This is a genomic window from Phenylobacterium montanum, from assembly GCF_018135625.1.
In the GTDB taxonomy this organism is placed as follows: domain Bacteria; phylum Pseudomonadota; class Alphaproteobacteria; order Caulobacterales; family Caulobacteraceae; genus Poindextera; species Poindextera montana.
Genome location: NZ_CP073078.1, coordinates 170,238 through 190,307, shown reverse-complemented (window position 1 = coordinate 190,307; position 20,070 = coordinate 170,238). Strand labels below are relative to the sequence as shown.

Sequence of the window (20,070 nt, the reverse complement as noted above, 5' to 3'; positions counted from 1 at the left end):
CAGCGGCCCTACCGGGAACGCCCAGTGCGGATGTAGCTCAGTTGGTTAGAGCGCCGGCCTGTCACGCCGGAGGTCGCGGGTTCAAGTCCCGTCATTCGCGCCATTTTCTCTCGAAATTTGGGCTGTTTGGTGCGGCGGATCGCCCGCCTTATTGCGCGGCCGATTGCAGCCAGCGACCGGCGGACTGGACGAACGCCCCGTCGCCGCTGACTTCCGCATAGATCCCCATCAGCCGCTCGAATACGAAATCCCAGCTGTGGCGCGAGACCGCCCGTGTCCGCGCGGCGCGGCCGAGAGAGAGGACGTCGCGGGCGAACAGGGCCTCGATCGCCTCGGCGAAGGACTCAGGCGCCGAGCGCGCCGCCGTCTGGCCCACGGCTTGGTCCACCGTCTCGGCAAGGCCGCCCGTCCCCGGCGCCACCACCGGCAGCCCGCAGGCCATGGCCTCCAGCGTGATCAGGCCGAACGGCTCGGCGTCGTTCGCATGCACGAAGGCGTCGCAGCTGGCCAGCAGCCGCGCAAGGGCCCCGGCGTCGCCCTCGTAGGGCAGGCAGACGACGTTGCTCGGGGGAGCCGCTTCTCCCACCCCCGCCCCGACGAGGACCAGGGTGTAGGGGTCGCCCAGCCGCCGGACCGCCTCGACCAGCACCTCGATCTTCTTCTCCCGCGCCGGGCGCCCGGCGAAGACCAGCAACCGCCGGTCGGCGCCTACGCCCAGCCGCCGACGCAAGGCTTCGCGGTCGGCGCGGCCGGGATGGAACTGCTGCACGTCGACGCCGAGCGGCAGGGCCATCGCGCCCTCGACGCCGGCCTCGGCCAGGCGCTGGGCGATATAGCGGCTCGGCGCCACGACCCGGTCGAACTGGTTGTAGATCTTGGCCCAGCGCCGGCGCACGGGCTTTTCCGCCCATTCGCCGAAATGCAGGGCCGCCAGGGCGGCGAGATCGGTGTGGCAGAAGCCGATCACCGGCACGCCGAGCCGTTCGCCGGCCCTCAGGGCCGCCAGGCCCGGCGTATAGGGATCGCCTGCCTCGATCAGCGACGGTCGCTGGCGGATCAGCCGGCTCATCCAGGCGGTCTTGCTGGCCGGCCAGCGATACCCATCGCCGAACGGCAGCGGCGCGGCATAGATCGACCACTCTCCGGCGCCGTCGTAGCCGTCCGCCGAGCCAGGCACGACCAGGCTATGGCGCACCTGGGGCCGGTTGACAGCCATCCAGGCCTTCTTGGCGGAGAGATAGCGCTTCACCCCGCCGCTGCGGGGCGCATAGAGCATGGTGGTGTCCACCAGCCGGGTGACGGCGCCGGCGCGGCGTTCCCGCGGGGACCCCACGTCGTACAGACTGCCGATTTTCCGTCCGTCTTCGGAGAGCACGATCATGCCCCTTACGGCCTGAGCGTGAAACTAACGCGACAGTTCCTGCGAGTGAATACGCTCCGCAGGCCCCACGGGTTGCGTCAGATCAAGCGCCGGGGCCGCCTGTCAGGCGCCAATCACCATGTAGAGATTGGAGCTGAACGGCCCGAGCGGAAGGCCCGTATGCCCGATCTTCGGGCGGCCGCCCGCGGGCGCCGCAGCCGCCAGATCGCTCGTTCCGGTCAGGATCAGTTCCGCCGGGTCCAGCCAGCTTTCCTTGCCGGTCAGGCGGCACCCCGCGGCGAAGGTCGCTGGATGATAGTGGGCGAGCGGCAGGCCCGTATGGTGCTCCACGGGGAACCAGCGGTTCGGCGCGGTCAGGAACACCACCTTGGCCACCCGGGCCAGTTCGGCGACGAAGGCTTTCTGGGCCTCGCGGCTGCCGACATGCTCGATCACGGCGTTGGAGACGGCGATGTCGAAGGCGCGGTCCGCGAACGGCAGGGGCTCGCCGGCCGTGATCCGGCGATAGGCGACCTTGGGATAGGCCTCGCGAAAATCACCGCCCTCCCCCAGCCCCAGCGCGGTGATGTTCTCAGGGTGCGGATAAAGCCGTTCCAGAAGGTTGGCGCCGTCGGTGACCACGTCCGAGACGCCGACATCCAGGATGCGGTCGGTCGGCTTCGGGCCCACCATACGCAGGAAGTCGCGATAGATGCGGTCACGGGCCCAGATCAGCAGGCGCTCGCCGGGGGAATGAGGCGAGGCCGCCTCATAGTAGCGCGCATCGACGACGGGGCCGGCGCCGGTCATGGCGGGGCGACGGGCCTGAGATGGATCGCGCCCGGCGCCGACAGATAGGCGAAGCGGCGCTGCTCCAGCCGCGCGCGGGCCACGGTGTCGAGGATCAGGCCGCAGGCCAGGCTTAAAAGGCCCGTCACCCCCAGGCCCACGGCCACGATCAGGGTCGGAAAGCGCAGCACCAGGCCCGTGCGCCAGAACTCGGCGATCACCGGCAGGCCCATGGCCCCGGCCAGGAGGAAGCTCACCGCGCTGCAGGCGCCGAAGAACTGCAGCGGCCGCTCCTCGCGCAGCAGAAGCCCGATCATGCGCAGGATGCGCAGGCCGTCGCGGATGGTGCTGAGCTTGCTGGTCGAGCCGTCCGGCCGCGCGCCATAGGCGGTGTCGACCTCGCGGGTCGGCAGGCGCATCTGCAGGGCGTGGACGGTCAATTCGGCCTCGATCTCGAAACGCGCCGACGCAGCGGGGAAACTCTTCACGAATCGCCGGCTGAACACACGATAGCCTGACAACATGTCTCGAACACGGCATCCGAACGCATGGCGCACCAGACCGGTCAAGAGGCGGTTGCCCAGGACGTGGCCGGGGCGATAGGCCTCCTGCGCCTGACTGATGCGGGCGCCGGTGACCATGTCGCAGCCCTCCTCGATCAGGGCCTCGATCAGGCGCGGGGCCGCGGCGGCCTCATAGGTGCCGTCGCCATCGACCATGACATAGATGTCGGCCTCGACGTCGGAGAACATCTGCCGCACCACATTGCCCTTGCCCTGCAGCGGCGCCCGGCGAACCAGGGCCCCGGCGTCGCGGGCGACCTGGCGGGTGCGGTCGGCGGAATTGTTGTCATAGACATAGACCGTGGCCGCCGGCAGGGCGGCGCGGAAGGCCGACACCACCCCGCCGATCGCCGTTTCCTCGTTATAGCAGGGGATGATCACGGCGACCTCGGCCCTGACCGGCGCCGGCGCGATGGCGGCGACCCGGTCCAGCGCGCGGTCGATATCCAGGCTTTGCAGGCGAGTGATCATGAGGCTTGGGCCCTGGTGACGTTCGGCCCTAGCCTAGGGCGCATCGCCTAATGATCCGGAAACCGCCGGCTTGGCCGCTATGCGGGCCAGCAGCAGCGCCAGCACCCACCACAGGATCACCGGCCCCAGCTGCAGATGCAGGCGCCGCGCCGTGGCGGGCAGCACCCACGGCGAGGCCAGCATTACGGCCAGGCCGATCCTCTCCCACGGCCGCCAGCCCCCCGCCTCCGCCTCGCGCCAGACCCAGACGGCGGCGAACAGCAGGGCGACCATGTCGTAGTCCCAGGCATAGGGCGTGGTCAGGAAGGTGGCGACCAGCAGCACCGCCCCCTTCAGCGGCGCCGAGGCCCGCCCGCGCCAGGCGACGAACACCGCCGCCGCCGCCGCCAGGGCCGAGGCGGCCTGGGCGGCGTAGGCCAGCGGGCTCGCTGCGCCGAGGAAGCGCAGGGCCACATAGACTGAAGGCATCCGCGGCCAGTTACCGATCTGGGTTTCCAGGATCTGGCGATGGAAGGGCGCATTGTGCAGGAAGGCCGTCCACGGCTGCACGCCCACCATCGCCACGCTGACCGCGACCAGCGCAACGCCCGCCAGGGCCCCGCCGAAGATCGCCCGCCAGCGCCCCGCAGCGACAAGGGCCACCGGGATCATGATCCCCAGGTGCGGCTTGTAGCAGAGCAATCCGAACAGGGCGCCGGCGAGGAGCGGCCGCTCGTCCAGCAGCATCAGCCCCCCGACCAGCAGGGCCGCGCTGAAGGCCCCGTTCTGCCCGGACAGGGCGTCGATATAGAAGGCCGGCGTAGCGATCAGGGCGCAGCCGGCCAGGAGCCAGCCCATCCTAGGGGCCTGCATCCGCGCCAGCACCGCCCAGCCGCTCAGCGTCCAGGCGAGGAGCGCCGGCAGGAACGGCAGAAATGCGAAAGGCGCGGCCAGCACCATGGCCACCGGCGGATAGCCGTACCATTTGGCCTCTGCGTTCGGCGCGGTCAGGCTGCGCTCATAGGCCAGGAACCGGTGGAGGTCGTAGGCCTGACCGGCCCGCCCCTGGATCGCCAGCCGCGCCCCGGCCCAGTAGTTGACGAAGTCGCGGCCGACCTGCTCGCCCTTGCCGTCCACGACGCCGAAACGCGTGTGGGTCCAGACGTCGAGGCCCAAGAGCAGCACCGAAACCAGCGCGAACAGCGGCGTCCAGCGCTTCAGGCGTTCAAGGGTCAGCCAGTCGGCGTCTCGCATCGCCCTCGACAGTTGCGTCATCCCAGATCCCGGCGGCGCGCCCGGCACAGCGGCGCAGACGCATTACGCCAGCGCGACCCTGTAGACGGCGTAAACGCGGGAGACTCGCCCCCGTATCGCCGCTGGCGGCCGGCTCGACCATGAGCTTAACTGGCGTTGTGGATCGTCTGGAGAGGCGCCGGCGTGACCAAGGTTTCCGGATCGGCGGCGATCAGCGCCGCCTTCAACTTCATCGGGCCTGGATGGCGGGCGGCGTGGGCGATCCTTCTGTTGTACGGCGTCTGCAGCTTTGCGCTGCAGATCTGGCTGGCGGCTGTAACCGACGTCGCCGCCGCCATCACCACGCCGGCCGCCCTCGCCGCCAATTCGGGGAAGCTCTGGCAAGGCCTGCCCCTCGGCCTGATGGCGATGGCGGCTTCGACAGCCACCTACGGCGCGCTCTATCGCGCAGGTCTGGGCCAGGCGGACGAGAACGGTCCGGGAGGCCTGCAATGGAAGGCCGCGGAATGGCGGATACTGGGGGCGGTCGTGCTGCTGGTGGCGATGGTGGCCCTACCCATCTCAGCCCTGTTCGTCGCCATCTTTGGGAGCATGGCCGCGAGCGTCAAAAGCTCGCCCGCGGCCGCGATCGCCATGGCGGGCTGGCTCGGCCTGCTGTTTCTCATCCTCGCCCCGCTTGTGATCTGGGTTTCCGTTAGGATCAGCCCCTATCTGGCGGCCACCGTCGATCAGAAGCGGATCGTCGTGTTCGGCGCGTGGGACCTAACCCGCGGCGCCTTCTGGCCCATATTTGGCGCGCTGATCGTCGTCGGGATCGCGAGCGCCCTGGTGGTGGGGTTCGGCCAGATCGTGGGCCTGACCATCCGGGCGACAGAAGGCGCCATCGCCGACCCGACGCCCAATCAGATGGTGCTGCCGGCGCTGGTCCAGGCCGCCGCCGCCATCCTGATTCTTCCGGCCAAGGTCGGGTTGATGGCCTATGTCTACAGGGCTGTCCGCCCGGCGACGCCGGCCGTCGAGGAGGTCTTCGCCTGAACGCCTTGGCCGCGGGCCTTGGTGGGCGGCGAGGGGTTCGAACCCCCGACCTTCTGGGTGTAAACCAGACGCTCTGACCAGCTGAGCTAGCCGCCCGACAAAAAAGGCGGACGCCGCGCGGCGCCCGCCCCTCTCGATGGAATGAAATCGTCCTTAGTTCAAGGCGCCTTTCAGCCCCTCGCCCACCCGGAAGCGCGCGGTCTTCGAGGCCGGCCGCTTGACCGTTTCGCCGGTGCGCGGGTTGCGCGCCGTACCCGCCTTGCGCTCGACCGGCAGGAAGCTGCCAAAGCCCACCAGCCGGACTTCCTTGCCCGCCTTCAGGGAGTCCGTGACCGCCCCCAGGAACGCTTCGAGGGCGTCTCGCGACTGATTTTTGTTGAGCCCCGCCTTTTCCGCGATTGCAGAAATCAGTTCGGCTTTCGTCATAGGTGTCTCCCAACCCTTTTTGCGGCAGCGATCGTGCAAGTTCGTCGCGCTCGGGACGGATTATGGAGCGCGAAATGCTTGCGCCGTCAAACAAAGCAAGGGGTTTGGAGGGGCGCCGAAGGTAACTTATCGGCGATCATTTGCCCCACAGGCGAATTCGGCCAAATCCGCTGCTCACGGATCGGTGATTTTTGGACGATTTCGCAGCGCCAGATGAAGCTTCCGCACCTGCGAAGTCGAGCAAACCCAGGTCCGTGAAAAGGCTCGAGGCCTGATTCCACAAGGAACCAGGCCCCGGATACTTTGCACCAAGGGACGCTTCACGCCCCGTTGAGCTCAGTGAGTGACCACAGCGTCCGCATCCCCGTCCGAGTTGGTCGGGGCCGAAGGACTGGCGTCCTCCTCCTCGTGCCATTCGATCGGCGTCAGCGGCCCGGCCAGGGCCAGGGCCAGCACCTGATCAACAGTCGAGACCGGGATGATCTTCAAGGCGCCCTTCACGTTTTCGGGCACCTCCGCCAGATCCTTCTCGTTCTCTTCCGGGATCAGCACGGTCTTGACGCCGGAGCGCTGGGCGGCCAGCAGCTTTTCCTTCAAGCCGCCGATGGCCAGCACCCGGCCGCGCAAGGTGATCTCGCCGGTCATGGCCACCTCCTTGCGGATCGGCACGCCGGTCAACACCGAGACCATGGCCACGGCCATGGCGACGCCGGCCGAGGGGCCGTCCTTGGGCGTGGCGCCCTCGGGCACGTGCACGTGGACGTCGATCTTGTCGAACACGGTCGGCTTGATGCCGAAGGCCGGCGCCCGGGCGCGGACATAGGAGTTCGCGGCCGAGATCGATTCCTTCATCACCTCTTTCAGGTTGCCGGTGATCGACATGCGGCCCTTGCCCGGCATCTTGACCGCCTCGATGGTCAGGATGTCGCCGCCAAACTCGGTCCAGGCCAGACCGGTGACCATGCCGACGAGGTCGGTTTCGTCGGTCTCGCCATAGCGGTACTTGCGCACGCCCGCATACTTGGCCAGGCGCACGTCGTCGATGGTGATGGCGACGGTCTTTTCCCGGTCCAGGTCGCGCACGCTCTTGCGCGCCAGGTTGCCCAGCTCGCGCTCCAGCGAACGCACGCCCGCCTCGCGGGTGTAGTAGCGGATCAGGTCGCGGATGGCCTGTTCCGGCACCACCCACTCGCCCTCCTTCAGGCCGTGGTCCTTGGCCAGCTTGGGCAACAGGTGCCGCTTGGCGATCTCCACCTTCTCGTCCTCGGTGTAACCGGGGATGCGGATGATCTCCATGCGGTCCAGCAGGGGCTGGGGCATGTTCAGGCTGTTGGCCGTGGTCACGAACATCACGTTCGACAGGTCGTAGTCGACCTCCAGATAGTGGTCGTTGAAGGTCGAGTTCTGCGACGGGTCCAGGACTTCCAGCAGGGCCGAGGACGGATCGCCCCGCCAGTCGGCGCCCATCTTCTCGATCTCGTCCAACAGGAAGAAAGCGTTGGTGGTCTTGGCCTTCTTCATCGACTGGATGATCTTGCCGGGCATGGAGCCGATATAGGTGCGCCGGTGGCCGCGGATCTCGGCCTCGTCACGCACGCCGCCGAGCGACAGGCGCACGAACTCGCGCCCGGTGGCCTGGGCGATCGAGCGGCCGAGCGAGGTCTTGCCGACGCCGGGAGGGCCGACCAGGCACAGGATCGGGCCCTTCAGCGAGCCAGTGCGGGCCTGCACGGCCAGGTACTCGATGATCCGCTCCTTGACCTTCTCCAGGCCATAGTGGTCCTCATCCAGGATCCGCTCGGCCTCGGTCAGGTTGATGGTCTTGGACTTTGACTTGCCCCACGGGATCGACAGCAGCCAGTCGAGATAGTTGCGCACCACCGTGCTCTCGGCCGACATCGGGCTCATGTTGCGCAGCTTCTTCAGCTCCGCCTCGGCCTTGGTCCGCGCCTCTTTCGAAAGCTTGGTCTTCTTGATGCGCTTTTCCAGCTCGATCAGTTCGTCGCGGCTGTCGTCCTGTTCGCCCAGCTCTCGCTGGATCGCCTTCATCTGTTCGTTCAGATAGTACTCGCGCTGGGTCTTCTCCATCTGGCGCTTGACCCGGCTGCGGATCTTCTTTTCGACCTGCAGCACGCTGATCTCGCCCTCCATCAGGGCGAACACCCGCTCCAGCCGCTTGGAAACGTCGAAGATTTCCAAGAGCTGCTGCTTGTCGCTGATCTTGACCGACAGGTGCTGGGCGATCTGGTCGGCCAGCTTGCCGGGCTCGGTGATCTGCGGGATCGAGGCCAGGGCCTCGGGCGGCACCTTCTTGTTCAGCTTGACGTAGTTCTCGAACTGCTCGGCCACGGCGCGCGACAGGGCTTCGGCCTCGTGGGCGGCGCCCGCGTCCTCGTCGATCTCGCGCACGTCGGCTTCGTAGTACTCCGTCTCGTTGGTGAAGCGGATCAGGGCGGCCCGGGCGCGCCCTTCCACCAGCACCTTCACGGTGCCGTCGGGCAGCTTCAGAAGCTGCAGCACGCTGGCCAGCACGCCGACCTCATGAATGGCGTCGGGCGTGGGGTCGTCGTCGGTGGAGTTCTTCTGCGTGGCCAGGACGATCTGTTTGTCGTGGCGCATCACCTCCTCGAGGGCCCGAACTGACTTTTCGCGACCGACGAACAGAGGAACCACCATGTGCGGGAAGACGACAATGTCCCGCAGCGGCAGCACAGGCAGGGTTCTGATCTCAGACATACTTTTTACGGCTCCCGACCGGACCTCGAACAAGCATCCGGCCTCTTTCGGATCGTGGTCACCCGGCGATGCGCCGAGTCGGACGATCCGGCCATTCGGAAGGAATGGCTGTTCGGGCATTTATGTGGACGGTTTGCGCAGATGTTCAAGCGATGCCGCGCAGCGACGCTTGGGGAACGCGTCCATTGGCCGCGATGGGGGGAGGGCTTGGTTATTGGCGTTGCGGGTCAGACCCCGCGCCCACGACGTGAGAGCGCCCCTTCAATCGCGTTTGCGGCGTAGCGCAAAAAGAACACATTCAGGGCTGCGACCAGCAGCGCCAAAGCCTAGGCCAGACCTAGGTGATTTGGGCGAACAACAACCAATAGGCCAGCAAGCTCTACAAAGAACGCCACGGCCAAAATTGAAACGTATAGGCTTCGCTTCGATTTTTGCTCTTTCGTGCGCCCGACACCGATTATTCTATCTCTCTCAAAATAGCCGATCATACCGAACGATCCACATAAGGCCCAAGCTGCAATGCCCCTCTCAAATTGACCGAAATATCCAAACAGCAACACGATCGGCGCCAGGATCACGAGCGTTATAAACGTAACAGTCCTTGCATCCATGGAAGCGCCCCTCCCCACTCGACCCCAACGGCGCCGTTACAGGGACATGATACCCATCCCTGAAGCAAGTATGAGCCACTGCTCAAAGCCGGGGGTAGGTATCATGTCCCCAGATCCACTTTGGACCCACTTTGAAAATCGAGCGCCCAACGCCAATGCGTGGTTCGAGACGCGTCCCTGGCGGGCCGCTCCTCACCATGACTGACTTTTGTGCAATCCACTCAACCTAGTCATGGTGAGGGCTCGCGCAAGCGAGCGTCTCGAACCACGCAAACCAGATCGAGCTATCCCTTTTTCAAGCAGCCCCCTACGCCGCCCCGCCCTTGTTGCGGGCTTCGGCGTAGATCACCAGCGGCTGGGCTCTGCCCTCGACCACCTCGGCGTTGACCACCACCTCTTCCACGCCTTCGTAGGTCGGCAGCTCGAACATGGTGTCCAAGAGGATGCCTTCCATGATCGAGCGCAGGCCGCGGGCGCCGGTCTTGCGGCCGATGGCCCTGCGGGCGATGGCCTTCAGGGCGTCGTCGGTGAAGGTCAGGCCCACGTTCTCCATGTCGAACAGGCGCTGGTACTGCTTGACGAAGGCGTTCTTGGGCTCGGTCAGGATGGTAACCAGGGCCTCTTCGTCCAGATCCTCCAGGGTCGCCAGCACCGGCAGGCGGCCGATGAACTCGGGGATCAGGCCGAAGCGCTGCAGGTCGTCCGGCTCGACGCCGCGCAGGATCTCGCCCGTGCGCCGCTCTTCCGGATCGGCCACAGTGGCGCCGAAGCCGATCGATGTGCCCTTGCCGCGCGCGGAGATGATCTTCTCCAGGCCGGCGAAGGCGCCGCCGCAGATGAACAGGATGTTGGTGGTGTCGACCTGCAGGAACTCCTGCTGGGGATGCTTGCGCCCGCCCTGGGGCGGCACGGAGGCCACGGTGCCTTCCATGATCTTCAGCAAGGCCTGCTGCACGCCCTCGCCCGACACGTCGCGGGTGATCGAGGGGTTGTCGGACTTGCGGCTGATCTTGTCGACCTCGTCGATATAGACGATGCCGCGCTGGGCCCGCTCGACATTGTAGTCGGCCGCCTGCAGCAGCTTGAGGATGATGTTCTCCACGTCCTCGCCCACGTAACCGGCTTCGGTCAGGGTGGTGGCGTCGGCCATGGTGAAGGGCACGTCGATGATGCGGGCCAGAGTCTGCGCCAGCAGGGTCTTGCCGGTGCCGGTCGGGCCGATCAGCAGGATGTTGGACTTGGCCAGCTCGACGTCGTTGTTCTTCTGAGCGTGGTTCAACCGCTTGTAGTGGTTGTGGACGGCGACCGCGAGCACCTTCTTGGCGTGGGTCTGGCCGATCACGTAGTCGTCGAGAACCTCGCGGATCTCCTTAGGCGTGGGCACCCCGTCCTTGGACTTGACGAAGGCGATCTTGTGCTCTTCGCGGATGATGTCCATGCACAGCTCGACGCATTCGTCGCAGATGAACACGGTCGGCCCGGCGATCAGCTTGCGAACCTCGTGCTGGCTCTTTCCGCAGAAGGAGCAGTAGAGGGTGCTCTTGGTGTCGCCGCTGGCGGCTTTCGTCATCTCAGCTCTCACTCTGGGACGGCGCCGGCCCAACTGGCCCTTGCCGCCCGCCTACGGGATCGCCCAACGGCGGAATATGCACGATACGCGCCGCGGGTTTTCTAATCCTTGACATTCTCCGATCCGTCGAAGGATCACAAGCCCATCAAAGGTTAAGGAACCCAATTCCGTGGCGCGCCCCGTGCAATCCGACAATTTCACCGCTGGCGCCGCAGAGATAGGAAACCTGAGCGACCTCCGCGAGTCCGGCCCGGGCGCGCGGCCGATCGTGGCCTTCGACTTCGACGGCACCCTGACCGTCCGCGACAGTTTCACCACCCTCTTGCGCTGGAAAGCCGGCCCGGTCCGATTCGGGGCAGGGGTGGCCAGCCTGGCGCCTGAGTTGGTCTCGTTTCTGATGACCCGCGACCGCGGCGCCCTGAAGGGAGCGGCGGCCAAGCGATTCTTCGGCCCGGCGCGAAAGGCCGATATCGAATCAGTCGCCCGCCGCTTCGCCGAAATTCACGCCCGCGACCTCTTCCGCCCCGACGCGGTCAGGGTCTGGAAGCGCTGGCGCAGCCGCGGCGCGCGCCTGGTCATCGTCACCGCCTCGCCGGAGGAAACCGTCGCCCCCTTCGCCCGCGGCCTGGGCGCCGATCTCCTGATCGGCACGCGGCTGAAGTACGACGAGGCCGGCCGCTTCACCGGCAAGCTCGACGGCCTGAACTGCCGCGGCGAGGAAAAGGTCCGCCGCCTGCGCGAGGTGTTCGGCCCCGATCTCCGGCTGGTCGCCGCCTATGGCGACACAGACGGGGACACCGCCATGCTGGCCCTGGCCGACGAGGCGGGGATGAAAGTGTTCAACGGCGTTCCCGTGGCGGCCACTCATGAAACACGCCGGCGCCGCCGCTCTTGACCAGCTGGAGCCGCTGCTGGAGCGCCTGCGGGCGCTCGGGGCGCTGAAGGAGCGTTCGCGCGGGAGCTTCTATCTGAAATCCCGCGCCTTTTTACATTTCCACGAAGACCCTGCCGGCCTGTTCGCCGACGTGCGCGACGCTGAGGGCCACGACTTCGAGCGGCATCGGGTGGACGGGGCCGAGCGCCAGGCCGCGTTCCTGCGCCTGGTGTCAGTGCGGCTTGGCCTCGCCGCCTGAGCCGCGGCGCAGGGCGCCCAGCGCCTCGATCAGCTCGTCGATGCGATAGGGCTTGTTCAGCACCGGAAACTCGCAGACGTCGCGCTGGGCCAGGGCCTCGCCATAACCGGTGGTCAGCAGGATCGGGATCTCGGGAAAACGCATGCGGATGCGCCGGGCCAGTTCGAAACCGCTGAGCCCCCCCGGCATGACCACGTCGGAGAACACCAGGTCGATCTTCAGCCGCGCCAGGGCCTCCATGGCCTCGCGCGGCGAGCGGGCCATCACCGGCTCATAGCCCAATTCGCGGAACAGGGCGTCGGTCAGCTCGGCCACCTGCCGGTCGTCCTCGACCACCAGCACCGCCTCGTGCGCCGGCGTGGGCGCTGGATCGGCGGGCGAGGCGTCTTCGGCCACCAGGTCGTCGGCCGGCAGATAGAGGCTGATCGTGGTCCCCAGGCCCGGCTCGGAGACGATCGACAGCGCCCCATGCGACTGGCGCGCGAAGCCGTAGGCCTGGCTGAGGCCGAGGCCCGTGCCGGTCCCCCCGTCCCGGGTGGTGAAGAAGGGCTCGACCGCCCGCTCGCGCACCTCGGGGGCCATGCCGTGACCGGTGTCGGTAACGGTGATCAGGACGTGCGGGCCGAACAGGCCGGCCCCCTCCCCGTTCAGGGTCGCGCCGCGCGCCGCGATGGTCAGCCGCCCGCCCTCGGGCATGGCGTCGCGGGCGTTCAGGGCCAGATCCATCAGCCGTTCGCGCAGGCCTTGCGGATCGGCCTCGACCATGGCCAGGCGATCCGGAGCCTCGACGACGAGCTGGATGTCGGCGGGCAAGACCTGGCGCAGGTCCTCGGCCAGTGCGGCCAACAGCGGCTTCAGCTCCACCCGCACCGGATCCAGCGGTTGGCGGCCGGCGAAGCCCAGGAGGCGGCGGTTCATGGCCGCGCCGCGCTGGGCCGCGTCGCGCACGCCGACGATCATCTTCACCAGCCGCTCGCGGTCGTGGTCCACCGCCCGCAGGGCCAACTCCGCCCGGCTGAGCACGGCGGTGAGAAGGTTGTTGAAGTCGTGGGCCATCACCCCGGCCAGCCGGCCCAGGGCCTCCATGCGCCCGGCAAGCTCGCGCTGGGCCTGCGCCGCCTGGGCCTGCCGCTCGTCCGGCGGCTCCGCCGCCTCGCGCCGAGTCTCGACGAAGCCAATCAAGGCGCCCTGCTCGTCCCGCACGGCGTCCAGCCCGATCGCCGCCGGGTCGAAAAGCAGTTCGTAGGACTGGCCAATCGCGGCTGCGGCGGGATGGCCGGTCAGCGTCTCGGCCCCGGCGCTCCAGCCGGCGATGCGCCCATCAGGATCAAGCGCGATGAGCGCAGGACCGCCCAACGCCTGAAACAGCAGGTCGTAACGAACAAGGCCAGGTACGCCGCCAGTCGCCATCGCTCCGCTTTCCGGGCCGGCGGACACACAGCGGCTGGCTCGAAACCGCAATCTCGCCGGCCGGGCCAAGCCCGCCCACCGCCCGATCGCGATCCTCGGACTAGCGCCGCCGCTCGTCCGCCCGCCCCCTGGCGCACACGACCATCAGGCGCTTCGGCCCTCCAGATCGCCCACGCGTTTCCTCACCTGGCCAAGCTACAGGCAGCCGGCCGCAAAATCGAGGAAAATAGAAGCGAACAGCCGCGACAATACACCTAGCGCGTGCGTCGCGGCCTCAGCCCTTACGGCGGCGTTAGCGGGACTCAGCCCTCGCCGCCCTCGGCGCTCTCGCGGCTTTCGTAGACGTGGTCGACGATGCCCCAGGCCTTGGCCTCTTCCGAGGTCATGAAATGGTCGCGGTCCAGGGTCGCCTCGACCTCTTCATAGGTGCGGCCGCAGTGCTTGGCGTAGATTTCGTTCAGCCGGCGCTTGGTCTTCAAGATGTCTTCGGCGTGGCGCTGGATGTCCGAGGCCTGGCCGCTGAAGCCGCCCGAGGGCTGGTGCAGCATGATGCGGGCGTTCGGCAGGGCGATGCGCTGGCCGGCGGCGCCGGCCATCAGCAGGAACGAGCCCATCGAGGCGGCCATGCCCATGCACACGGTCGAGACCGGGCTCTTGATGTATTGCATGGTGTCGTAGATCGCGAGGCCCGACGACACCACCCCGCCCGGCGAGTTGATGTACATCGAGATTTCCTTCTTCGGATTCTCCGACTCCAGGAACAGCAGCTGGGCGCAAACCAGCGCCGACAGGCCATCCTCGATCGGGCCGTTCAGGAAGATGATTCGCTCGCGCAGCAGGCGCGAGAAGATGTCGAAGGCGCGTTCGCCGCGGCTCGACTGCTCGACCACCATCGGGACGAGATTCATCATGGTGGACTGGGGATCGCGCATCTGAAGCCCTTCATTCATCGAAGCGGCGCCGGCGACGCCTCGGGCCGGCGCTTTGTCTCACCGGATATCGCCCGCCGCCTCGCGGGTTGCAAGGCGGCGGGCGCATAGACTTGGTATCAGCCTTCGCCGTAGCCTTCCGGCAGGTCGTCGTCGGCCATCAGCTCGTCCTTGGTCACCGGCTTGTCGGTGACGGTGGCCATGCCGAACAAAAGGTCGACCACCTTGTCCTCATAGAGCGGCGCGCGCAGCTGGGCCTGGGCGTTCTGGTTCTGGCGCAGCAGGTCGAAGATCTGCTGCTCCTGGCCGCGATAGCGCATGGCCTCCTCGCGGATGGCGTTCAAGAGCTCCTGGTCGCTGACCTGGACGTTGTTCAGACGGCCGATCTCGGCCAGCACCAGGCCCAGGCGCACGCGGCGCTCGGCGATCTTGCGGTACTCGGCCTTCAGCTCGTCCTCGCTCTTGCCGGCGTCGTCTTCCGGCAGCTGGCCGCTCGACTTGTCCTGCTCGACCTGGCGCCAGATGGTCTCGAACTCGGCTTCCACCATGCGCGGCGGCAGCGGGAAGTCGTGGCCCTTGTCCAGGGCGTCCAGCAGGGCCCGCTTCAGCTTGAAGCGCGAGGCGGCGGCGTAGTTGTTCTCCAGCTGGCGGCGCAGGGCGTCCTTCAGGGCGTCCAAGGTCTCCAGGCCCAGCTTCTTGGCGAACTCGTCGTCGGCCTCGGCGTCGACCGGGGCCTTGACGTCCTTGACCGTGACCGCGAACTCGGCGGCCTTGCCCTTCAGGGTCTCGGCCGAATAGTCGTCGGGGAAGGTAACCTTCACCACAGCTTCGGCGCCCGCCTTCGTGCCCACCAACTGCTCTTCAAAGCCGGGGATGAACTGGCCCGAGCCCAGCACCAGGGGCACGTCCTGGGCCGTACCGCCGTCGAAGGCCACGCCGTCGATCGTGCCGACGAAGTCGATGATCAGCTGGTCGCCGTCCTTGGCCTTGGCGGTCTTGCCCTTGCGCGATTCATAGGTGCGGTTGGACTTGGCAAGCTCGGCCAGGGCCTCGGCGACCTCTTCGTCGCTCGGCGCATAGACCGGCTTTTCGAGGGTGAGCGTCTTGGGATCGAGCGGGCTGAAGTCCGGCATGATCTCGACGGCCATCTCGTAGGCCAGGTCGGCCTCGCCGGCCATGACCTTGTCCATGTCGCTTTCCGGCTTCAGGTCCGGTTGCGAGGCGGCGCGCAGGTTGTTGTCGCTGAGGACCTTCTGGCTGGATTCGCTCAGGGCTTCCTGGACCACCTCGGCCATCAGGGCCTTGCCGTGCATGCGGCGCACATGGGCCAGCGGCACCTTGCCGGGGCGGAAGCCCTTGATGCGCATCTGCGGCGCGATCTCCTGGATGCGCGCGTCCAGCTTCGAGCCGAGCTCGCTGGCCGGCACCTTGACCCCATAGACGCGGCTGAGGCCTTCAACCGACTTTTCAACGATCTGCATCGACATCTTATTGTTCCGAAGGAGACGCGGGCCGCCGCGATACCTTCGCCCCAGGGCTGAAACGAAAGGCGCCGCCGCGAGGGTGCGGCGGCGCGCGAGGGCGCTCTTATGTCACTAAGTCACGAAAGGTCCAAGCCCTTCGCGACAAGCTGGTGCGGATGAGAGGACTCGAACCTCCACGCCTCTCGGCGCTGGAACCTAAATCCAGTGCGTCTACCAGTTCCGCCACATCCGCGTGGGGGCCTCCATAAGGGGAAACAGCCTAGCGGAGCAAGCATTTCGGCCGGCCGTCACGAACGGCGGTCGCCTATGGGGACACCCTCCGAAACTAGCTATACTGAAACGACAGGAGCACCGGCCCCGGAACAACGCTCGCCCGAAATACCCAATTAATGTCTGCCTTCGGGCTGTGGCGATCGGAGCATAGCATTTGAAGGCTTGAGGGGGGCATGAACCTTGCTAAAGCTTACCATTCAAACGGACAGCGGCCCTTCCGTGTAACGTCCAGTCCAGCGCCAAAACGCCGGAGATTCTGCTCCTGAATTCAGATGCTGTGGCAGCGTCAGCACTGGTTGAGGCCGCTATCGCAGGTGGCTAGAACTTCAGCCCGTAGTTTAAGGATCCTTAATTGCTCACCTACGAGACTCTGCGCGCCCTCGCAAAGATTTGCAGCCCGCCATGACCGCTCAAAACGCTTCCGAGCCAATCGGCTTCAGCTTGGTCATTCCGGTGCTGAACGAGGCGGCCGTGCTACCGGCTCTCTTCGAGCGGCTCGACGATCTGATCGTGACCCTGGACGCCCCTGTTGAGGTAATCTTTGTCGACGACGGCAGCACCGACGAGACCAAATCACTGATCCGTACTCGCGCCGCCGCCGATTCCCGTTTCCGGCTCATCCAGCTCTCGCGCAACTTCGGCCACCAAGCCGCCATCACGGCCGGCATGGACCTAGCCGAGGGGCGCGCCGTCATCGTTATGGACGCGGACCTGCAAGATCCACCTGAGGTGGTGCTTGAAATGATCGCCAAATGGCGCGACGGCTTTCAAATAGTCTACGCCGAGCGCACCTCTCGCGCCGGCGAGAGCCGCTTCAAGCGCTGGACCGCGCACCTGTTCTACAAGGCGCTGCGCCGCATCGCCGCCGTCGACATCCCCGCCAATGTCGGCGATTTCCGCCTCGTTGACCGGCAGGTCATCCTGGCCTTCCGTCAGATGCGCGAGCGCGACCGGTATGTGCGCGGCATGTTCGCCTGGCTGGGCTTCCGCCAGGCCGCGGTCCGCTTTGAGCGGCCTGGCCGCGCCGCCGGGGAAACCAAATATCCGTTCTTTAAGATGGTACGGCTCGGCGTGAACGGTCTCGTCAGCTTCTCCGACGCACCGCTGCAACTCGCGCTCTGGATCGGGCTCTTCGTCTCGCTGGGCGCGCTCGGCTACGGCCTCTATGTGGTGATAGCGGCTCTAATCGGCGGCCATGGACTGGTGCCCGGCTGGGCATCGACCATGGTGGTGGTCTCCTTCCTCTGTGGCCTCAACATGATGCTGACAGGGGTGGTCGGCCTGTACGTCGGCCGTATCCATTCCGAGGTAAAGGCCCGCCCGCTCTATGTGGTCGATGCGCCCGAAACCGCGGGCCAGGCGGTCGTCGCCGCAAAGCCCGAATCCGCCGCCGCACCGCCCCAAGCCGCGGGCCGAGCAACACCAGCACCTGAAGCGCTTGGTCGCGCCACGACCGCGCCCGCAGCACAGCCCGTTTTCGACGCATACGGCACCTCCTACCGCGGCATTGTGCAGGATTCCGTCGCCTTTTCCGGCCTTGACTACAGCTTTTTCGTCCGATCCAAGGCGGGGCTGCTAGCTAACTTGTTTGCCGAGCACCTTCCCGACCGCCCCGCACCCACAGTGTTGGACGTCGGATGCGGCGTCGGCGCCCTGCATCCATTGCTCGCGCCCCATTGCGGAGAGTTGCACGGGGCTGACATCTCAAGCGCCTGCATCGAACAGGCCACGCGTGACAATCCCGGTGTCACCTACAAGGCCTATCAGGGCTTGGCTCTGCCCTATCCCGACGCCTACTTCGACGCCGTCGTCGCCATCTGCGTTTTGCACCACGTGCCGCCAGCCGACTGGGCCGCCTTCACGGCCGAGCTGAGACGCGTGTTGAAACCGCGCGGCCTCGTCTGCGTGATCGAGCACAATCCATTCAACCCTGCGACCCGGCTTTCAGTCATGCGCTGTCCATTCGACGAGGATGCGGTGCTGGCTCCGCGGCGTAAGACCTGTGGCCTTCTGTCAGAAGCCGGTTTCAACGATGTCCAAGGCCGCTACTTCGTCTTCACCCCCTGGACCGCGCCCTGGGCGAGACGATTGGAGCGGGCGCTCGCACCAGTGCCGCTCGGCGCCCAGTACCTTGCCTTCGGGCGGGCATGACCAGCCTCTTCATCCCCCGCGAACCGCATCTCGCCCGGCTGGCGCGGTTCGGCCTGATCGGGGCGGTCTCGACCCTGATCTATGCCGGCCTGAGTTGGACGCTGACCACGTACGGCCATGCTGAGGCGGTGAAGGCCTCGCTGATTGCCTATACCGTCTCCGGGATCTTCTCCTACCTTGCCCAGCGACGCTTCACTTTCCGGTCCAGCACAGGCCACAGCCGCGCAGCGCCGCGGTTCATCGTTGTGACCGTGTTGGGCGTCGTGATCGCCACACTAGCGCCGCTCCTCCTCACCGACCGACTGCACCAGTCTCCGCTACTCGCCATCGCCATCACCTGCGGCCTCGTCCCCTTGGCCAACTACCTTGCGCTCGACCGATTGGTGTTTCGCCCAGCTCCGGAGGCGGCCGGCATCGACGCGGCCGGCCTCTGGCGACTGGCGACGATCGCCATGTTCGGCCTGGGCGCAATCATGAGCGCCATGCGCCGCACCGATGTCGACGTGGCTTGGCTCCTGACTCTCGGCGAGAAGATGTTGGACGGCCAACGCGCCTATGTCGATTTCTTCGAGGCCAATCCGCCGATGTCGATTCTGCTCTACCTGCCGGCGGTAGTGCTGGGCCGTGCGACGCCAATCCCTGCCGAAGCCTGGGTCAACATCCTGACGCTGACGGCCATCGCCGCCAGCCTCGTCCTCTGCGGCCGCATCCTCGCCAAGGCCGTCCCGGACCGCGCCCGCCTCTGGGCTCTAGCGGCGACCGCAGCCTTTGTGCTCACCGTCCTGCCGACCGGCGTCTTCACCCAGCGCGAACACATCGCCGTCGTCGCCATGCTGCCCTTCCTGGTCCTTACCCTGGCGCGCAGCGAGGGTGAGACGCCATCCTGGCTGGTCGCCGCGCTCGCCGGCCTCGGCTGCGGCGTCGCCATGGCGATCAAGCCCCACTTCGCCCTCGCCGCCGGCCCCCCAGCGCTGATCGCCGCCCTGCGACGACGCTCTCTGAAGCCGATCTTCGCGACGGAAATCTGGGCAGCAAGCGCCGTTGTGTTCGCCTACGCCTTCCTTCTGCTGACCGCCTTCAAGCCGTTCCTCGCTTTCATGCCCGCGATCCGCGAAGCCTACCTGCCTGCGCGCCGACCGCTGGTCCAGCTCCTGATCTGCCCTCCGATCCCCATCTTCCTCTTACTGGTCCTTCTGACCATCGACGCCGGACGCCGGCACCTGCGCTCCGCCTGGATCCCCGTAGGTTTGATGGCCGCGGCGGCGGGAGGCCTTGCATCGTGCCTCATTCAGGGCAAGGGCTGGCCCTATCAGGCCTATCCGATGTTGGCCTTCGCTGCTCTGGCCTTGGCCGCCGCCGTCGTGCTGGGCTGGCGCGACGCAGCAGCGTCCAGGCTGCCGCCCTTGGTTCGGATCAGCCTGATCGGCAGCTGCGCCGCGCTATCGATGGGCTGGTCTAATGTCAAAGGCGACTATCACCAGCTGAACGCCCCGGTAGCCGCCCTTGTGCCGCATCCGCGCCTGCTCTCGATCTCCGCTGACATCGCCCTCGGTCATCCCCTGACTCGCGAACTGCACGGCCACTGGGTCGGCAGCGTCTGTAGCCAGTGGATGACCGCCGGCGTACTTGCCCAAGCCAGGGCCGGCCATCTGTCTCTCGCTCGAAGGACCCGACTCCGCCAATTCGTGGGCCTTGATCGTCGGATTCTGGTCAACGATATATTGCGCGGCCGGCCGGACATCATCTTAGTCAGCGTTGGCGGGTTCGACTGGGGCGCCTGGGCCAGGGCCGATCCTGCGCTGGCGGCGGCGCTGGCGCCTTATCGTCCCGTTCGGACAGTAGACGGCGTCGCCATTTGGGCGCGAAGCTGACACGTCGGATCGGAGATTTCGGGCC

General features: G+C 66.7%; 15 protein-coding genes and 3 tRNA genes. 6 read left to right on the top strand and 12 right to left on the bottom strand.

Going from position 1 to position 20,070, the window contains the following annotated elements:
- Positions 1–26 precede the first annotated feature (26 nt).
- Positions 27–103: transfer RNA gene (locus KCG34_RS00945), tRNA-Asp, on the top strand.
- Positions 104–148: 45 nt separating this feature from the next.
- Here KCG34_RS00945 and KCG34_RS00940 read toward each other — a convergent pair.
- The 4 genes from KCG34_RS00940 to KCG34_RS00925 form a co-directional block, all read right to left on the bottom strand.
- Entirely contained in the window at positions 149–1,375 is a 1,227-nt protein-coding gene (locus KCG34_RS00940) for a glycosyltransferase (RefSeq protein WP_512699756.1), read from the bottom strand.
- 108 nt (positions 1,376–1,483) lie between these two features.
- Complete coding sequence (locus KCG34_RS00935; RefSeq protein WP_211938540.1) at positions 1,484–2,170, bottom strand: class I SAM-dependent methyltransferase; 687 nt, start codon at positions 2,168–2,170, stop codon at positions 1,484–1,486.
- The gene (locus KCG34_RS00930) at positions 2,167–3,183 is read right to left on the bottom strand and encodes a glycosyltransferase (protein ID WP_211938539.1); all 1,017 of its coding nucleotides are present in this window, start codon (positions 3,181–3,183) and stop codon (positions 2,167–2,169) included. The genes KCG34_RS00935 and KCG34_RS00930 overlap by 4 nt, the downstream gene beginning before the upstream one ends.
- Positions 3,184–3,216: 33 nt before the next feature.
- On the bottom strand, positions 3,217–4,437 hold the full coding sequence (locus KCG34_RS00925) for a glycosyltransferase family 87 protein (RefSeq protein ID WP_211938538.1): 1,221 nt from the start codon (positions 4,435–4,437) through the stop codon (positions 3,217–3,219).
- 162 nt (positions 4,438–4,599) lie between these two features.
- On the opposite strand from KCG34_RS00925, the gene KCG34_RS00920 reads away from it, so the two are divergent.
- The gene (locus KCG34_RS00920) at positions 4,600–5,451 is read left to right on the top strand and encodes a hypothetical protein (protein WP_211938537.1); all 852 of its coding nucleotides are present in this window, start codon (positions 4,600–4,602) and stop codon (positions 5,449–5,451) included.
- A 19-nt stretch (positions 5,452–5,470) separates the two neighbouring features.
- Here KCG34_RS00920 and KCG34_RS00915 read toward each other — a convergent pair.
- The 4 genes from KCG34_RS00915 to clpX all read right to left on the bottom strand — a co-directional run bounded on the left by KCG34_RS00915 (position 5,471) and on the right by clpX (position 10,794).
- Positions 5,471–5,547: transfer RNA gene (locus KCG34_RS00915), tRNA-Val, on the bottom strand.
- 57 nt (positions 5,548–5,604) lie between these two features.
- Positions 5,605–5,877 carry an HU family DNA-binding protein gene (locus KCG34_RS00910; RefSeq protein ID WP_211938536.1) on the bottom strand — a complete coding sequence of 91 codons (273 nt, stop codon included), beginning with the start codon at positions 5,875–5,877 and terminating at the stop codon, positions 5,605–5,607.
- A gap of 336 nt (positions 5,878–6,213) precedes the next feature.
- On the bottom strand, positions 6,214–8,613 hold the full coding sequence (gene lon, locus KCG34_RS00905) for an endopeptidase La (RefSeq protein WP_211938535.1): 2,400 nt from the start codon (positions 8,611–8,613) through the stop codon (positions 6,214–6,216).
- Positions 8,614–9,531: 918 nt separating this feature from the next.
- Positions 9,532–10,794 (bottom strand): ATP-dependent Clp protease ATP-binding subunit ClpX, encoded by a 1,263-nt coding sequence (gene clpX / locus KCG34_RS00900; protein WP_211938534.1) that lies wholly within the window; start codon positions 10,792–10,794, stop codon positions 9,532–9,534.
- Between the two features lie 217 nt (positions 10,795–11,011).
- Between clpX and KCG34_RS00895 the strand changes: the two genes are divergently transcribed.
- Both KCG34_RS00895 and KCG34_RS00890 read left to right on the top strand, forming a co-directional pair.
- On the top strand, positions 11,012–11,689 hold the full coding sequence (locus KCG34_RS00895) for an HAD-IB family hydrolase (protein ID WP_211940675.1): 678 nt from the start codon (positions 11,012–11,014) through the stop codon (positions 11,687–11,689).
- Positions 11,661–11,927 (top strand): hypothetical protein, encoded by a 267-nt coding sequence (locus KCG34_RS00890; RefSeq protein WP_211938533.1) that lies wholly within the window; start codon positions 11,661–11,663, stop codon positions 11,925–11,927. The genes KCG34_RS00895 and KCG34_RS00890 overlap by 29 nt, the downstream gene beginning before the upstream one ends.
- Here KCG34_RS00890 and KCG34_RS00885 read toward each other — a convergent pair.
- The 4 genes from KCG34_RS00885 to KCG34_RS00870 all read right to left on the bottom strand — a co-directional run bounded on the left by KCG34_RS00885 (position 11,901) and on the right by KCG34_RS00870 (position 15,982).
- Positions 11,901–13,337, bottom strand: a complete 1,437-nt coding sequence (locus KCG34_RS00885) for an ATP-binding protein (RefSeq protein ID WP_211938532.1) — start codon at positions 13,335–13,337, stop codon at positions 11,901–11,903. The genes KCG34_RS00890 and KCG34_RS00885 overlap by 27 nt on opposite strands.
- Positions 13,338–13,639: 302 nt before the next feature.
- On the bottom strand, positions 13,640–14,269 hold the full coding sequence (locus KCG34_RS00880) for an ATP-dependent Clp protease proteolytic subunit (RefSeq protein ID WP_211938531.1): 630 nt from the start codon (positions 14,267–14,269) through the stop codon (positions 13,640–13,642).
- Positions 14,270–14,385: 116 nt separating this feature from the next.
- On the bottom strand, positions 14,386–15,747 hold the full coding sequence (gene tig / locus KCG34_RS00875) for a trigger factor (RefSeq protein WP_211938530.1): 1,362 nt from the start codon (positions 15,745–15,747) through the stop codon (positions 14,386–14,388).
- Positions 15,748–15,897: 150 nt separating this feature from the next.
- Positions 15,898–15,982 (bottom strand) — tRNA-Leu (locus tag KCG34_RS00870).
- Between the two features lie 443 nt (positions 15,983–16,425).
- Between KCG34_RS00870 and KCG34_RS00865 the strand changes: the two genes are divergently transcribed.
- Entirely contained in the window at positions 16,426–18,174 is a 1,749-nt protein-coding gene (locus KCG34_RS00865; RefSeq protein ID WP_211938529.1) for a glycosyltransferase, read from the top strand.
- Complete coding sequence (locus tag KCG34_RS00860) at positions 18,171–20,045, top strand: GtrA family protein (RefSeq protein ID WP_211938528.1); 1,875 nt, start codon at positions 18,171–18,173, stop codon at positions 20,043–20,045. The genes KCG34_RS00865 and KCG34_RS00860 overlap by 4 nt, the downstream gene beginning before the upstream one ends.
- The last annotated feature ends 25 nt before the right edge of the window (positions 20,046–20,070 follow it).

Bases quoted from the DNA above. Each gene is read 5' to 3' on its own strand.
- KCG34_RS00935 (WP_211938540.1), bottom strand. From the start codon at position 2,170: ATGACCGGCGCCGGCCCCGTCGTCGATGCGCGCTACTATGAGGCGGCC.
- KCG34_RS00930 (WP_211938539.1), bottom strand. From the start codon at position 3,183: ATGATCACTCGCCTGCAAAGCCTGGATATCGACCGCGCGCTGGACCGG.
- KCG34_RS00925 (WP_211938538.1), bottom strand. From the start codon at position 4,437: ATGACGCAACTGTCGAGGGCGATGCGAGACGCCGACTGGCTGACCCTT.
- KCG34_RS00910 (WP_211938536.1), bottom strand. From the start codon at position 5,877: ATGACGAAAGCCGAACTGATTTCTGCAATCGCGGAAAAGGCGGGGCTC.
- lon (WP_211938535.1), bottom strand. From the start codon at position 8,613: ATGTCTGAGATCAGAACCCTGCCTGTGCTGCCGCTGCGGGACATTGTC.
- clpX (WP_211938534.1), bottom strand. From the start codon at position 10,794: ATGACGAAAGCCGCCAGCGGCGACACCAAGAGCACCCTCTACTGCTCC.
- KCG34_RS00890 (WP_211938533.1), top strand. From the start codon at position 11,661: ATGAAACACGCCGGCGCCGCCGCTCTTGACCAGCTGGAGCCGCTGCTG.
- KCG34_RS00885 (WP_211938532.1), bottom strand. From the start codon at position 13,337: ATGGCGACTGGCGGCGTACCTGGCCTTGTTCGTTACGACCTGCTGTTT.
- KCG34_RS00880 (WP_211938531.1), bottom strand. From the start codon at position 14,269: ATGCGCGATCCCCAGTCCACCATGATGAATCTCGTCCCGATGGTGGTC.
- tig (WP_211938530.1), bottom strand. From the start codon at position 15,747: ATGCAGATCGTTGAAAAGTCGGTTGAAGGCCTCAGCCGCGTCTATGGG.
- KCG34_RS00865 (WP_211938529.1), top strand. From the start codon at position 16,426: ATGACCGCTCAAAACGCTTCCGAGCCAATCGGCTTCAGCTTGGTCATT.
- KCG34_RS00860 (WP_211938528.1), top strand. From the start codon at position 18,171: ATGACCAGCCTCTTCATCCCCCGCGAACCGCATCTCGCCCGGCTGGCG.